This window comes from Microvirga sp. HBU67558 (genome assembly GCF_018069605.1).
GTDB classification, from domain to species: domain Bacteria; phylum Pseudomonadota; class Alphaproteobacteria; order Rhizobiales; family Beijerinckiaceae; genus Microvirga; species Microvirga terrae.
Genome location: NZ_JAGPUP010000502.1, coordinates 20,042 through 34,205, shown reverse-complemented (window position 1 = coordinate 34,205; position 14,164 = coordinate 20,042). Strand labels below are relative to the sequence as shown.

General features: G+C 65.9%; 11 protein-coding genes. 4 read left to right on the top strand and 7 right to left on the bottom strand.

The features are described from left to right. The 6 genes from KBI52_RS11760 to KBI52_RS11735 form a co-directional block, all read right to left on the bottom strand. Window positions 1-740, bottom strand: a 740-nt coding sequence (locus tag KBI52_RS11760) for an MCP four helix bundle domain-containing protein (RefSeq protein WP_210807621.1), incomplete at its 3' end; no start/stop codon positions are given. Window positions 741-1,019: 279 nt separating this feature from the next. Next, window positions 1,020-1,166 carry a hypothetical protein gene (locus KBI52_RS11755; protein ID WP_210807619.1) on the bottom strand — a complete coding sequence of 49 codons (147 nt, stop codon included), beginning with the start codon at window positions 1,164-1,166 and terminating at the stop codon, window positions 1,020-1,022. A gap of 212 nt (window positions 1,167-1,378) precedes the next feature. Next, on the bottom strand, window positions 1,379-2,266 hold the full coding sequence (locus KBI52_RS11750) for a cation diffusion facilitator family transporter (protein WP_173949040.1): 888 nt from the start codon (window positions 2,264-2,266) through the stop codon (window positions 1,379-1,381). Between the two features lie 194 nt (window positions 2,267-2,460). Then, complete coding sequence (locus tag KBI52_RS11745) at window positions 2,461-4,374, bottom strand: CHASE2 domain-containing protein (RefSeq protein ID WP_210807617.1); 1,914 nt, start codon at window positions 4,372-4,374, stop codon at window positions 2,461-2,463. Between the two features lie 63 nt (window positions 4,375-4,437). Continuing rightward, window positions 4,438-8,091: a FecR domain-containing protein gene (locus KBI52_RS32890; protein WP_210807615.1), complete on the bottom strand. Its 3,654-nt coding sequence runs from the start codon at window positions 8,089-8,091 to the stop codon at window positions 4,438-4,440. 170 nt (window positions 8,092-8,261) lie between these two features. Continuing rightward, the gene (locus tag KBI52_RS11735) at window positions 8,262-8,651 is read right to left on the bottom strand and encodes a response regulator (protein ID WP_173949037.1); all 390 of its coding nucleotides are present in this window, start codon (window positions 8,649-8,651) and stop codon (window positions 8,262-8,264) included. A 352-nt stretch (window positions 8,652-9,003) separates the two neighbouring features. On the opposite strand from KBI52_RS11735, the gene KBI52_RS11730 reads away from it, so the two are divergent. Then, complete coding sequence (locus KBI52_RS11730; protein ID WP_210807613.1) at window positions 9,004-9,744, top strand: glutamine amidotransferase; 741 nt, start codon at window positions 9,004-9,006, stop codon at window positions 9,742-9,744. A gap of 3 nt (window positions 9,745-9,747) precedes the next feature. Here the strand turns inward: KBI52_RS11730 and KBI52_RS11725 are convergent, their stop codons facing one another. Continuing rightward, window positions 9,748-11,181, bottom strand: a complete 1,434-nt coding sequence (locus KBI52_RS11725; RefSeq protein WP_210807611.1) for a short-chain fatty acyl-CoA regulator family protein — start codon at window positions 11,179-11,181, stop codon at window positions 9,748-9,750. A 187-nt stretch (window positions 11,182-11,368) separates the two neighbouring features. Between KBI52_RS11725 and aceA the strand changes: the two genes are divergently transcribed. The 3 genes from aceA (at window position 11,369) to KBI52_RS11710 (ending at window position 14,078) form a co-directional block, all read left to right on the top strand. Continuing rightward, window positions 11,369-12,688 (top strand): isocitrate lyase, encoded by a 1,320-nt coding sequence (gene aceA, locus KBI52_RS11720; RefSeq protein WP_173949034.1) that lies wholly within the window; start codon window positions 11,369-11,371, stop codon window positions 12,686-12,688. A 55-nt stretch (window positions 12,689-12,743) separates the two neighbouring features. Next, entirely contained in the window at window positions 12,744-12,953 is a 210-nt protein-coding gene (locus KBI52_RS11715) for a hypothetical protein (RefSeq protein WP_247654339.1), read from the top strand. A gap of 210 nt (window positions 12,954-13,163) precedes the next feature. Then, the gene (locus tag KBI52_RS11710; protein WP_173949033.1) at window positions 13,164-14,078 is read left to right on the top strand and encodes an ABC transporter substrate-binding protein; all 915 of its coding nucleotides are present in this window, start codon (window positions 13,164-13,166) and stop codon (window positions 14,076-14,078) included. Window positions 14,079-14,164: the final 86 nt, after the last annotated feature.

Here is a 14,164-nt window from a genome sequence, read left to right as displayed (position 1 = left end):
TTGCGCTCCACGCCGGTCACCTCGACCGACAGGTCGCCGTCCGCCAGCCGGCCCATGGCGCCGGCCATTGCACCGAGCGGGCGGGTAATGCCGACGATCACGATCGCACCGAGCAACCCGAGAGCCGACAGAATGCCGACGACCGCCGATGCGATGAGCGTTGTCGATGTCTCATCGGCAAGCTCTGCGCCATCGTCAGCCGACTCGGCCAGAGCCTTCTTGTTCGCGTCGATCCGCGCGGTGAGCAGTTCACGGGCCTTCTTGCGAACGTCGCGGCCTTCGCCGTTGGAGATCGCCAAGGCTGCCGGGTCGTTGTCCTGCATGGCAAAGGCGACACTCTTGTCCATGAAGTCGAAATAGGTGTTCAGGGTCGCCTGGATCTCTTCGTTGATCTTGCGGCGCTCCGCCGTATTCGAGAGATCGACGAGTTCCTTGGCATGCTGCAGGGCCAGCTTCTTGTACTCCTGATAAACGCCTTCGCCGCTCTTCAGGCGATCCTGCTGGCCGGCATTGAGAAGGATGAGGTTCTTCTCCTGGATGCTCGCCTCGTTCACCTCGGCGTTGATCTGCAGGATGGCCGTCAGACGGGCCACGTCATGCTCGACCAGATCCGTGGTGTCATCGGCAATATTGTTCAAACCGCGATCGGCCATGACGATCAGGCCAATGCTGACGGCGACGAGAATAAAGGTGGGAATCGCTAACTTGACGATCAGCTTCAGGTTATTGAGAAAACGCATAGTCCTTCGATGACCTGCCCGCATCGCCGCGGGAGGCGCACGCCCCCGCGACGCGCTTGCAACAGGTGTCTTGTTTATAATCGTTCCATGCTGCATCGCACATTACGGAATATTACTTAGTAAGATGCGAGAACAGGCAACAGCAGCAGTAAATTGCCCCTGACTATGATATAGTTGCGTGCGTTTACTTTCTATTAATCTTTGACCTCGCGCCGTGACGACCTGGCGCTGATGCTTGAAGCAGGCGTCGCGTGTGGCTCGGTTCGGTACTACGCTGCATCACGGCGCTTGGAGCCCGGGCTGCTCCAGGGTGAACAGTCCCAGGCTCCCGCGCAGTTCGTCCAGAGTCGCCTGCGTGGCATTGCGCGCCGCCGGCGTGCCGGCCCGCACGAGCACGACAGGGCGTGAAACGGGATGTGTAGACATGGGGCTTCTCCGGATGAGAGCCGCCATGAGGAAGGGCCTGATTGGATCACGAACGATGCCTGCCACACGTGGCGGCTATGGTCGTGGCGAAAAACATGACGACGTGCCGCTCCTGTCAGGAGCGCCACCAAAGGGTTGCGGCCGGGGTCGCACGATCGGTCATGCGCGGATGAATGCCACGGGCGATGTGTCCGCGCAAGCCACGCGAGGCGTCAGAGAACCACGATGCCGGCGTGCTTGGCCTTGTTGTCGGGCTCGACATGGATCGTGATGAGCGCGTCCTGCACGGCGGCCTTGAGCGCCCGTTCCAGGCGGTCGCAGATGTCGTGGGCGTCGGTCACGCTCATGTGGCCGGGCACCACGAGATGGAAATCGATGAAGGTCATCCGGCCCGCATGGCGCGTGCGCAGGTCGTGCGCTTCGATGGCGCCTTCCGCGTTGACCGCGATGACCTCGCGCACGCGGGCGAGCGTCGCCTCCGGCAGGGCCTCGTCCATGAGGCCGCCGATGCTTTCCTTCATCAGCCCCCAGCCGGACCAGAGGATGTTGACGGCCACCAGAGCCGCAAGGGCGGAGTCGAGCCAGTACCAGCCCGTGATGGGAACCAGCAGAAGGCCGATCAGGACTCCCGCCGAGGTCATCACATCGGTCAGGAGATGGCGCCCGTCGGCCACAAGCGCCGGGGAGCGCATGCGCCGTCCGCGGCTGATCAGCAGCCAGGACCAGAAGGCGTTGATGACGCCCGCGAAGGCATTGATCGCCAGGCCCTCCATGGGGGCGTCGATCATCTTCGGCGACAGGAAGCCGAAATAGGCCTCCCGCAGGATCGCCAGCGCGGCCACGATGATCAGAACGCCTTCGAGGACGGCGGAAAAATACTCCACCTTGTGGTGTCCGTAGGGATGGTTGGCGTCCGCCGGGGCAGCGCTCAGGCGCACCGCCATGAAGGCCGCCAACGCGGTCACCACATTGATGATGCTTTCCAGCGCATCCGAATAAAGCGCAATGCTGCCCGTAATGTAGTAGGCGGCATATTTCAGAACGAGAACAACCGTTCCGACGAAAATGCTGCCCAGGGCAAGTTTTTGAATCTTGTCCATGGCGCGATGCTTGACGAGAGAGTTCTGCGGGAAACGAGGCGACCTTATAGAGGCTGTTTTCCCAAGCGCAAGACTTTGTTTTTACTTGCAATTCGTTCGCAAAGTCAGGTCTTCGAAAAGACGTTTCGTCCGGACGTCGGACCTGGTCGCGCAGAACGAAGGTGCGATCCCGGGTGCCGGAAGCCGGCGGCGGGTCACTCCGGGAGAGCCGTCGCCTTCAGCAGGAGCTTGCCGTAATAGCGCGACAGGGAAGGGGCGAGCGTCTGGCAGTGCCGGACGAGCGCGAGGGCTTCCACCCGCCGTCCGGCCCCGATGGTGTCGAGAACCGTCGGATGCAGCTCGATCAATTCGGCTAGCGCCGGATCCTGAGGTTGGGTTGCGGGCGCCAGGATGGTGAAGATGGCCGTCTTCTCGGCGCGGCCTTTCACGGCGATCCGGTCGAGTTCGATCAGCACGAAATGCTCCTGCAGGGCGCTCGCCGTCGCGGGCCCGAGCACGATGGAAACGCCGTATTCCTTCGACAGGCTCTCCAGGCGCGAGGCGAGGTTCACCGTGTCGCCGAGAACCGAGTAATCGTAGCGCCAGCGCGATCCCACGTTGCCGACCACGCAATCGCCGGTGTTGATGCCCACCCCGATGGCGAAGCGCGGCGCGTCCTCGCCCTGTTCCCGGCTCAGCTCGGCGTTCAGGATTTCGACCGCCTCCAGCATGCGCATGGCCGCCCTAGCCGCGCGCAGCGGATGGTTCGGGCTCGGCAGCGGCGCGTTCCAGAACGCCATCACGCAATCGCCGATGTATTTGTCGATTGTTCCGCCTTCCGCGAGCACCGCTTCGGAGAGCGGATCGAGCAGGCGATTGATGAGAGCGGTCAGCCGCTCCGGCTCGTCCTTCAGCTTCTCGGACAGGGTCGTGAAGCCGCGCACGTCGCAGAACAGGATCGAGAGTTCGCGGCGTTCGCCGCCGAGCTTGAGGGCGCTCGGATCACGGGCGAGCTGAGCGACAAGATCCGGCGAGAGGTAGCGCGAGAAGGCTTCCGACACGGTGCGGCGCAGATGGCGCTCCCGGGCGTAATCGAGCCCGAACCGCGCGCCGAAGACGGCGAGCGCCGCGGCGGCCGGCAGGGCCGGCGGGGCCCAGACGCGGCCGAGGCGCAGCATGGCCCATGCCCCGACGAAGAAGAACGCGACCAGGAACGCCGCCGCGAGCCCGGTCCGCCAGGACACGCCCCGGGTGGAGAAGGCGGCGGCCAGGAGGGCTCCGGCGATCACCAGAAGCGCCATGACGAGCCGGGGCACGGGCAGCACGTAGAGATTGTGCCTGAGATTGTCGAGGATCGTGGCCTGGACCTCCACGCCCGCCGTGAGCGTCCCTTCCGTAAGCGTATAGGGCGTCGGGAAGGTATCGGGCGCGCCGATCTCGGCGGAGGTCGCCTGCTTCAGGCTCAGGCCCACCAGCACGACCTGGTCCTTGAAGAATCCGGGCGGCAGGAACTCGTCCGGCTTCAGGGCCTGGTAATAGGAGACGGTCGGATAGGAGCGGGCCGGCCCGAAATACTGGATCAGGGCGCCGTCCGGGGCGGGCCCCTGCGGTTCGCCCTTCAGGCGAAGCACTTCGGCCGCCAGGCTGTCGTTCAATGGCGGCATGCGCCGCAGATAGGCGTCGCCGTCGAGATCCAAGGACGCCACGCCGATGGCCGCGCCGGCATCGATGAACGGATCGAGAGGCATGACCCGGGTGACCTGAACGCCCTGGGCCAGCGGCGTGGTCACGTCGTCGGCGGCCAGCACCACGTCCGGTCCGAGCGCCCCTGCGAAGGCCGTGTCGGCCACCTCCGTGGTCGGGTCGGCGAAGATGATGTCGAAGGCGATCACCTTCGCGCCGGCGGCCCGCAGGTTCTCGACCAGCCTGGCGTGAAGCTCCCGCGACCAGGGCCAGCGCTGGCCGACTTCGCCGATGGACGGCTCGTCGATGGCCACCACCACGGCGCCCGGCTGCGCCGGCAGGGGCGGCGCGATGACGGAGAGAATGTCGTAGAGCCGCGCCTCGACCAGGCGAAAGGGTGGGAAGGCGAGAACCGGGATCAGCAGAGCGGCGATCAGCGCGGCCATGGCGAAGTGACGCCAGAGGGGCTCTCCTGCGTGGTCTCTCGCTGTCGATCCTCCGCCGCTCACTCAGAACCGCGCCTTCACGCTCGCCGCCACGGTGCGGCCCGGAGCCGGGATGTCGAACCCGAAATCGTATCTCTGGTCGAACAGGTTCAGCGCCGTCACGCCGACCTGGAAGCGCCGGTCCGGCGTTTCCCAGGTCAGGGCGGCGTCGGTCGTCCAGTACGAATCGAGCCGGTCGTTCCCGTAGGAGCCCGAGCGCTCGCCGATGAAATTCTGGGTCAGGGTGAACCGCAGGCGGCTCGGATGGACGAAGGTCATCCCGAAGCGGGCAAAGCGCTCCGGAATGTAGGGAACCGGCTCGCCGATGCCTGTGGGCTCATCCCTCCGCGAGCTTTCCAAAATCTTCGACGTCGCTCCGCCCACGGTGCCGAAGACGCCGATCCCATGACCGAGCCAGACATTGATCGTGGCGGCGAGCCATTCGGCGCGGGCCTCCTCGATGTCCTCGAAGCTGCTCAGCGTGTTGATCCTGGGAACGTTGAGATCGTTCACGGTCTGCCGCTGATATTCCAGGGCCGTGAAGACTCGCGGCGTCCATTCCGCATCCCAGCGCAGCACGAGGCTCTTGGTCGGCCCGCTGGCGGGCGTATCGTTGGGGATCAACCCGACCGTCGTGGTCGGCGCGAGCGTGTAGCTCAGGAACGTGTCGGCGTTCTCCACATAGGCGGCGCGGAGCCATTGCCCTTCCAGCGGCGAGATGCCGATGCCGAAGCGGGGCGAGACCCAGACATCGGGCCTGTCGTATCTGACGTCGAGGAAGGTGCGATGGATCCCGGCCTCGGCCTCGAACCAGTCGTTCGGACGCCACAGGACGTCCGCATACGCGCGGCCTCCGCGGAACGGGCTCTCGGACGCGACGCTGTCGCTGTCGCTGCCGATGCCGCTGAAGTAGTAGAGATCGCTGTTGCTGACGCCTCTGTCGCGCAATTGACCGGCCTGCGCCTCCAGCCCGTAGCGCAAGTTGAAGTCGCCGATCCCGATGGCGTGGCTGACGGCGCCGACCACGCCGTCGACGCGCTGCTTCTGGCTCCAGAGGGTGTGGATGGCATAGGGATTGCCGAGTTCGGGGTAGAACCCGTAATCCCAGACCTCACCGCGGTCGAGCGTGTCGTTCCGGCTCGCGAACACGGCGGCCGAAAGCACGTTCCGGTACCCGAAGGTGTGGCTCCAGCCGGCCATTCCGAACAGGTTGGTCGTGTCCCGCTCGATATGCTGTGTGAGGTCGATCCGGTTGATGTCGGTCAGGCCCGGCTGTCCCTCGTTCGCCCAGCCCATGAACAGGAAGCGATCAGCGGCGCTGGGTGCGGTGCCGAGGCTGAAGGTGATGCCCCGTCCCCTCTCGTTGTCGGCGGTCAGATCGCCGCGGGCCTCGTTGGCGCTCGCGGAGAGGCTGAAGCTCGTGGGCAGCGGCTCGTTGACGAAGCCGTTGACCAACACGCCCGATTGATAGCCGACCTGGCCGCCGCGCACGATCGCCCCGCCACCGATTTCCGTATCGAGAAAAGGGCGGCGGATCGGATCGTAGCGCCCGATGCGCCCAGCGACGGCCAGGGGATCGAGAAGCAATCCCTGGATCGAGAGGTTCAGGGCGGCGCTGTTGAGGTCCGTGCCTTCCGCAGTATCGAGCGTCGGTTCGGTGGCGAACAGGCCGGGGCGGCTGACGATCGCCTGATCGAAATAGCCTTGGGCTTCGAAGGGATCGAAGGTGCGGTCGGCGTAGAAGCGCGCCCAATCGTGCAGGTTGATGAAGCGGTAGGCCTCGACCGGATAGGAGCCGGTCTGCTTGCTGACCGAGATCCCGGCATAATCGCCGCCCCGGTCCCGGTAGCGCTTCAGGGCCTCGCGCGCGGCCAGGATCGCCTCGTCGGCAAGATAAAGGTCGAGGGCAAAGGCCGTGCGCAGGATGGGGATGATGGGAGATCTCGGATCGAGCCTGTCGGCATTGTCGAGGGTCTGCCAGGCGAGCTCGTAATCGCCGTTCTGGAAATAGCCGTCGGCCAGGGTGACCTGGTCGTTGGCGAGAGCCGGATTGACGGCGGAGCCGGCCAGCATGAACTCGATCGCTTCGGCCATCCTGCCTTTCTGCAGCAGATAGCGTCCACGGGCCGTGTACGCGGTGGTCGGGTCGAGCGCCAGCGCCTTGTCGATGAGAGCGCCCGCCTCGTCCACCCGGCTCTGGTCGAGGAGGAGAAGGGCCAGGTTGACATAGGGGATCGGGTTCTGCGGCTCCATCGCGAGCGCGCGCCGGAAGGCGGCCTCGGCCTCGACGAAGGCGCCGCGGCCCTGTTCGAGCAGGCCGATCTGGTTCAGGAGCGAGAAATTCGGTTCCGTCTTCACGACCGCGTAGAGGTCGGCCAGGGCGCCGTCGATGTCGCGGGCGTAATCCGCCTTGATCGTCGCCCCGAACGCGACCACGTTCGGATCGGTCGGATCGGCGCCCTTGGCCCGTTCATAGGCCGCGTACATGTCCTCGCGATGGTCGAGATCCTGGGCCAGGGACGCGGAAAGAATGGCAAGGCCGGCATCGTTCGGAAATGCCTTTTCGGCGGCCGCCGCCTCGGCGGCGGCGGCTTTGAGATCCTGGCGGAAACCGGTGAGATAGGCACTGATCTCCGCCGTTCTGGGATCCTTGACCGGGACCTTCGGGACCGGCTGGACCCGCTTCGGATCCGCCAGGGAGGCCGCCGCGTAGCGGCCATACTCGGCCCAGCCGCGGCGCCGGGAGTCCAGACCGGGCTTGGCGCGCTCGAAGAGCCTGATCGCGTCCTGCCAGCGGCGGTCCGCACCGGCCATGAGGGCCTCCAGGTAGTCGGCGCGGGCACGCTGCGCCCGAGTCATCGGGCGGCTGCGGGCCTCCGCCAGGGGGGCCGCCGCCGCACGCCTGTCGCCGGAATTCATGAGGCTTTCGGCAAGGGTGAGCCAATCCTCCGCCGTGCGGGCTTCGGCCGGCAGAGCCTGGATCCGCGCGCCTTCGGCCTTGAACTGCCTGGTCTCCAAGGTCGTGGTCGGCAGGTTGATGAACACCTCGCGCATCGTCATGTAGAAGAGCATCTGCTCGCGGTCATTGGGGCTGACGAGGACGAATTTCGTCGGCGCCTGACCGACGGCCGCCACCGCGCCTTCGCCCTGACGCACCGTCACCGCGCCCTGCGGATTCTTGAGCTCGACGACGCCTTCCAGCACCACCAGGGAGGTCTTGCCCGCGCCGTCAACCGACAGGGACCAGTCGGTGCCGCGGATCGCCGCCACCGCGGCAGGCGTCTTGACGTCGACGCCCGAGCCGCCGCGGGCGGCGCGGGCCCAGATGTTGCCGGCCTGGAGGCTGAGCTGGGTGTTCGCGTCGCCGCCGCCGGCCACGTCGTTGACGGTCAGGGTCGAGTTGCGGCCGACGCGGATCTGGGTCTGGTCCTTGAACAGGATCGCCAGATTGCCGATGGCGTTGGTGCGCAGGGTGTCGCCGCCCACGAGGCTCTGCTGGAGCTGGGCGGCGCGCCAGAGGTCCTCGCGCACGAAGCGCATCTCCTCGCCGCCCTTGGCCGCCACGATGGCGCCCGCAGCGGGGGCTTGGCGCGCCACGGGCTCCTGCGCCTGAGCATCGGCAAGGGACAGCGCCAGGACGCTTGCAGCGGCCAGAAACCTGAGGGAACGGAAAGACATGGAGGGTCGGCTCGATCGAAAGGTTACCTGCTCTAACGTTACTGGAACTTAGCAGGATACGCTCAGGAACAAAGCCGATTCACATCACGGACGATGTGTTTTGCAGCACAGGGTGAACGATTGCGGCATTCCCGCAACAGGTGGGAGGGGAATGACCGCGGGATGCGATTTCAGGCCGACTTGCCGCGTGCCATCAGCAGCTTCTGCTTCAGATCGTTCTGGGCAAAGGGTTTCTGCAGAACCGGGCGGTCACGGAAGGCGTCCCGGATGCCCGCGCTGCCATAGCCCGTCGAGAAGACGAACGGGATCGACCGCTGTGCCAGGGCTTCGGCGACCGGGTAGATCGGCTCGCCGGCGACATTCACGTCGAGGATCGCCAGATCGACCTGTTCGCGCGCCACGGCGTCCAGGGCGGCTGACAGGCGTGCGGCCGGGCCGATCACCTCGCAGCCGAAGTCGAGAAGCATGTCTTCCAGGAGCAGGGAGATCGCGGCTTCGTCCTCGACGACGAGAATGCGCAGGCCGTTGAGATCGCCGTCGCTGGTTACGCTGTCAGTCACGGGTTTACTTTCTTTCACGCTGGGGCGCCCGCCGATGGCTCAGCAGGGCACGGAACAAGATGCGCAGGATGGTCTGGACTTCAAGCCTGGAGAATCAGACGCTTCTATCATTTTTGCAGATCCAAGCAAAAACCGGGCAGAACCGCCATAACCCATGATAATGTTACGGTATGATCTTAGGGCGTTCCCCTGCCCCTGCCTAGATCCCCGGCTAGACGGTTATCCGGATGAAGCATGGCTGATCGTCCTTTGGGGGCCTTGCGGAGAACGCCGCCCGGCTCGAATAATCGAACCATGTCCCCGCGTGATTGCCTGTATCGGCCCATGAATGCTCCCGGATCGGATCAAATCCATGCCTAGGCGGCGGTCCAGGGCACCCGTTCTCATCGTTCTGCACCAGGAGCACTCGACCCCCGGTCGGGTCGGGCGCCTGCTCGTCGAACGCGGCTACCCCCTCGACATCCGCCGTCCCCGGTTCGGCGACCCGCTTCCGGAGACCCTCGCGGAACACACGGGAGCCGTCCTCTTCGGCGGTCCGATGAGCGCCAACGATCCTGACGATTTCGTGAAGACCGAGATCGACTGGATCGAGGTTCCGCTCAAGGAGAACAAGCCCGTTCTCGGCCTCTGCCTCGGAGCCCAGATGATGGCCAGGCATCTCGGCGCCCGGGTCTGGGCCCATCCGGAAGGCCGGGCCGAGATCGGCTATTACCCGCTGTTGCCGACCCCTGCCGGGGAGGCCCTCAGCGGCGACTGGGGCGTTCCCTGGCCGAGCCATGTCTATCACTGGCACCGGGAAGGATTCGACTGCCCGCATGGGGCCGAGACCCTGGCGACGGGCGACGACTTTCCCACCCAGGCGATCCGGGTCGGCGAGCGGGCCTTCGGCCTCCAGTTCCACCCGGAGGTCACCCACGCCATGCTGTGCCGCTGGACCGTCCGTGCCGCGGAGCGGCTCGCCATGCCGGGCGCGCAGGATCGGGTCCGGCAGCTCGCCGGACGCTTCCAGCACGACCCGCATGTCTCGCGCTGGCTCGACCGGTTTCTGGATCACTGGCTCGACGACCCGCTGCCGAAGCGCCTGCGGGCCTGAAATTCAGGTCGCGTCGAATTCGAAGGGCGAGATCCCGCGCTTCATCTCGTCGACGATAAGCGCGTGCATCAGGGGCGGGGCGGCGCGCTGCGGGCAGGCGGCGCGCTCGCACAGGCGGCAATTGACCCCGATCGGCGTCGCGTCCGCGGAAGCCGGGTCGAGGCCGCGGGCATAGACGAGGCGGTGGGCGTATTTCAGCTCGCAGCCGAGGCCCACGACGAATTGCGGATCGGGCGCTCCCCATGGGTTGAAGGCGCGCCTGACCGTGCGGGCGATCGAGAACCAGCGCGAGGAATCCGGCAGCTCGACGATCTGGGTCGCCACCTGGCCGGGGATCCGGAAGGTGGAGTGCAGGTTCCAGAGCGGGCAGGTGCCGCCGAACTGCGAGAACGGGAACCGGCCCGAGGAGAAGCGCTTCGACACGTTGCCGGCGGAATCCACCCGCACCAGGAAGAACGGAATTCCCCGCGCGCCCGGGCGGGCCAGCGTGGTGAGCCGGTGCGCCACCTGCTCGAAGCTCGCGCCGAAGCGGGCGCCCAGCACCTCCACGTCGTAGCCGAGCGCCTCCGCGGCCGCGTGGAACCGGCCATAGGGCATCATGAGGGCGCCGGCGAAGTAGTTGCCGAAGGAGACGCGCAGCAGCCGCCGCGCCGGTCCGTCGGTGGGCTCGAGCCGGGCGGCGAGCGCGTCGATGGTCTCGCGCATCTCGGCGAAGGCCAATTGGTAGGCAGCCTGGAAGGTCCTTCCGGAAGGATCCACCAGTTCGGAGATCAGGAGCTGGCGCCGGTGATGGTCGTAGCGGCGCAAGCTGTCCGGCATCACGTCGACCGGCATGATGCGCACCCGGATCCCGTGCCGGGCGTGCAGGCGCTCGGCGATGGCGAAGAAGGGCTCGTGGCCCGTCAGGGCGAGGTCGGACGCCAGGGTCTCGGCGGCCTCGTCCAGTTCGGCGAAATGGTTCTTCGCCTCGTGGATCAGCTCCCGCACCCGGTCGACCGGATTGACCTGGGACGCGTCCTCCGCCCGGTCGCGGTCGCTGGGGCTCGGCATGACCGCCTCGCGGGCGCCGCGCAGGGCCTGATAGGCCCGGTAGAGACGGTTGACGGCGTCGACCAGGGAGGGGGCGCTCTCCACGGTCTCGCGCAGCTCGAGCCGCGCCACCGGGGTGGCGCGGAAGAGCGGATCGGCGAAGACCTCCTCGAGCTCCGACACGGTGCGCTCGTGATCGTCGTTGGCGAATTCGCGCGGGTCGAGGGAATAGGCGTGGGCGAGGCGGATCAGCACCTGGGCGGTGATCGGCCGCTGGTTGCGCTCCATCAGGTTCAGGTAGCTCGGGGACAGCCCGAGCTCCTCGGCCATGCGCGACTGGCTCATGTTGAGCTCGCGCCGCAGCCTCTTGAGACGGGGGCCCACGAAAAGCTTTCTGCTCTCATCCATGTTGTAAATCTTTTTACAAGTTTACACGACCCGTCGAGTCAAAGCTTTACAGGGCGACTTTTCTTTTGAAATCCCTCGTTGAAACAATCGCTTCTTCGCGGATTATTCAATCAAGACGTCCTGCTGCTCTGCAATAATTCTGGACTGCGGGATGGTTTTGTCAAGAAATGTAAAAGGACCGATCCCCATGACCCATCAGCCGAATCAGGGCCCGCTGCAAGACCTGATCTCCGCCGCTCCCGAGGGGCGCTTCGACGGTATCCGCAGGCCTTATTCAGCCGAGGACGTGACCCGGCTGCGCGGATCCTTCCCGATCGCCCACACGCTCGCCGAGCGCGGCGCACAGCGCCTGTGGCGGCTCCTGCAGGAGCGTCCCTACGTCCATTCGCTCGGCGCCATGACGGGCAACCAGGCCATGCAGATGGCCCGGGCGGGATTGGAGGCGATCTACCTCTCCGGCTGGCAGGTGGCGGCGGATTCGAACGTGGCGGGCGCCATGTATCCGGACCAGTCGCTCTACCCGGCCAATTCCGGCCCCGAGCTGTGCCGGCGCATCAACCGCACCTTCCAGCGCGCCGACCAGATCGAGCATGCGGAGGGCGGCGCCAAACGCGACTGGTTCCTGCCCATCGTGGCCGACGCGGAGGCGGGCTTCGGCGGACCGCTCAACACCTTCGAGATCATGAAGGCCTATATCGAGGCCGGCGCCGCCGGGGTGCATTTCGAGGACCAGCTGGCGTCGGAAAAGAAGTGCGGCCATCTCGGCGGCAAGGTGCTGATCCCGACCTCGGCCCATGAGCGCAACCTGATCGCCGCCCGGCTCGCGGCCGACGTGATGGGCACCTCGACCCTGATCATGGCCCGCACGGACGCGGAATCGGCCAAGCTCATCACGTCGGACGTGGACGAGCGCGACCGGCCCTTCATCGAGCCCGACAGCCGCACCCCGGAAGGCTTCTACCGCCTGAAGGACGGCACCGGCCTCGACCATTGCATCGCCCGGGGCCTGGCCTATGCGGAGCTCGCCGACCTCCTGTGGTGGGAGACCTCGCACCCGGATCTCGACGATGCACGCCGGTTCGCGGAAGCGATCCACAAGCGCCATCCGGGCAAGCTGCTGGCCTATAACTGCTCGCCTTCCTTCAACTGGAAGAAGAAGCTCGACGATGCCACCATCGCCAAGTTCCAGCGCGAGCTCGGCGCCATGGGGTACCGGTTCCAGTTCGTCACCCTGGCGGGCTTCCACCAGCTCAACTACGGCATGTTCGAGCTGGCGAGCGGCTACCGCGACCGTGGCATGGGCGCCTATTCCGACCTGCAGGTGCGCGAATTCGCCGCCGAGACCGACGGCTACACGGCCACCCGGCACCAGCGCGAGGTCGGCACCGGCTACTTCGACCAGGTCTCGGTGGTCATCACTGGCGGCAAGTCCTCCACGACGGCGATGGCGGAATCGACCGAGACCGCGCAGTTCCAGAGCCCGGCCAAGCTCCAAGCGGCCGAATGAGATCAACCAAGTCCCAATTCAGCCCCCTAACCTTTGTCACCAATGGAGATCGATCATGATGAAGTCCCGTTTCTGGGTGGTCGGCGGCGAGTACACCTCCTGCGACTGCGAAACCATCGTCCAAGGCACCGAGCGGGTGGTCGGTCCTTTCGAGAGCCGCATGGATGCCGAGCGCACCTGGCGCACGCTCTCCGAGGATCACCGTCCCCAGGCGCAGGTGCGGTTCACCATTGCCCAGGAGCCTCCGTCGACCCTGAGCGCCTGACGAGGCCCCGCGAGGCGCTCGCAGCGGTCGCCCCGCCGGAGGACGATGGTTCCTTCGGCGGGATCTTTTGCGGCGGGATCTTTGCGGTGGGATCTTTTGCCGCCACACGAAGTTTTTAACTTCCCGGATCATTCTTCGGGAGCCTCCCCCCTGCCTAAACGGCCCGACTGTCCTAGAAAGAGCAAGGCGCTGTTTCTCTAGGGGGTTCGCATGAAGACCGTCCTCAAGTCGCTGACATTGGCTGCTGCCCTGGCCCTGGCGGCTGCCGGGGCCGCCCGGGCCGACGTGGTCGTTTCGTCGAAGATCGACACGGAAGGCTCCGTGCTGGGCAACATCATCCTGCTCGCGCTCAATGCCAACGGCATCAAGACCCAGGACCGGATCCAGCTCGGGGCGACCCCGGTGGTGCGCAAGGCCATCACGGCCGGCGAGATCGACATCTACCCCGAGTACACCGGTAATGCGGGCTTTTTCTTCAACAAGGCGGACGATCCGGTCTGGAAGGATGCGGCCAAGGGTTTCGAGACGGCCAAGAAGCTCGATTACGACGCCAACAAGATCGTCTGGCTCGATGCCGCGCCCGCCAACAACACCTGGGCCATCGCGCTGCGCAAGGACGTGGCCGATTCCAACAAGCTGAAAACGCTCGCCGATTTCGGCCAGTGGGTGACGAAGGGCGGCAAGGTGGTGCTGGCGGCCTCCGCCGAGTTCGTGAATTCGGACGCGGCCCTGCCGGCCTTCCAGAAGACCTATGACTTCAAGATGAAGCCGGAACAGCTCATTGTGCTGTCCGGCGGCGACACGGCGGCTACCATCAAGGCGGCGGCCGAGCAGACCAACGGGGCCAACGCCGCCATGGTCTACGGCACCGATGGCGGCATCGCCCCGTCGGGCCTCGTGGTGATGGAGGACAACAAGAACGTGCAGCCGGTCTACGCGCCGGCGCCGATCATCCGCGAGACCGCCCTGAAGGAGAACCCGAAGATCGCCGAGATCCTGAAGCCGGTCTTCGCGTCCCTCGACCTCGCCACGCTCCAGGGGCTGAACGCCCGTGTCCAGGTGGGCGGCGAGCCCGCGAAGGCGGTGGCCACGGACTATTTGAAGTCCAAGGGATTTCTGAAATGATCTGAAGTCCCGGCTTCAGGGACGACAGGCGGCGCGACAAGGGCCGGAAGTTTTTGAACACGATCTCCTCCCGAACGACCGCGCCC

Bases quoted from the DNA above. Each gene is read 5' to 3' on its own strand.
- KBI52_RS11730 (WP_210807613.1), top strand. From the start codon at position 9,004: ATGCCTAGGCGGCGGTCCAGGGCACCCGTTCTCATCGTTCTGCACCAG.
- KBI52_RS11745 (WP_210807617.1), bottom strand. From the start codon at position 4,374: ATGGCCGCGCTGATCGCCGCTCTGCTGATCCCGGTTCTCGCCTTCCCA.
- KBI52_RS11710 (WP_173949033.1), top strand. From the start codon at position 13,164: ATGAAGACCGTCCTCAAGTCGCTGACATTGGCTGCTGCCCTGGCCCTG.
- KBI52_RS11715 (WP_247654339.1), top strand. From the start codon at position 12,744: ATGATGAAGTCCCGTTTCTGGGTGGTCGGCGGCGAGTACACCTCCTGC.
- KBI52_RS11725 (WP_210807611.1), bottom strand. From the start codon at position 11,181: ATGGATGAGAGCAGAAAGCTTTTCGTGGGCCCCCGTCTCAAGAGGCTG.
- KBI52_RS11750 (WP_173949040.1), bottom strand. From the start codon at position 2,266: ATGGACAAGATTCAAAAACTTGCCCTGGGCAGCATTTTCGTCGGAACG.
- aceA (WP_173949034.1), top strand. From the start codon at position 11,369: ATGACCCATCAGCCGAATCAGGGCCCGCTGCAAGACCTGATCTCCGCC.
- KBI52_RS32890 (WP_210807615.1), bottom strand. From the start codon at position 8,091: ATGTCTTTCCGTTCCCTCAGGTTTCTGGCCGCTGCAAGCGTCCTGGCG.
- KBI52_RS11755 (WP_210807619.1), bottom strand. From the start codon at position 1,166: ATGTCTACACATCCCGTTTCACGCCCTGTCGTGCTCGTGCGGGCCGGC.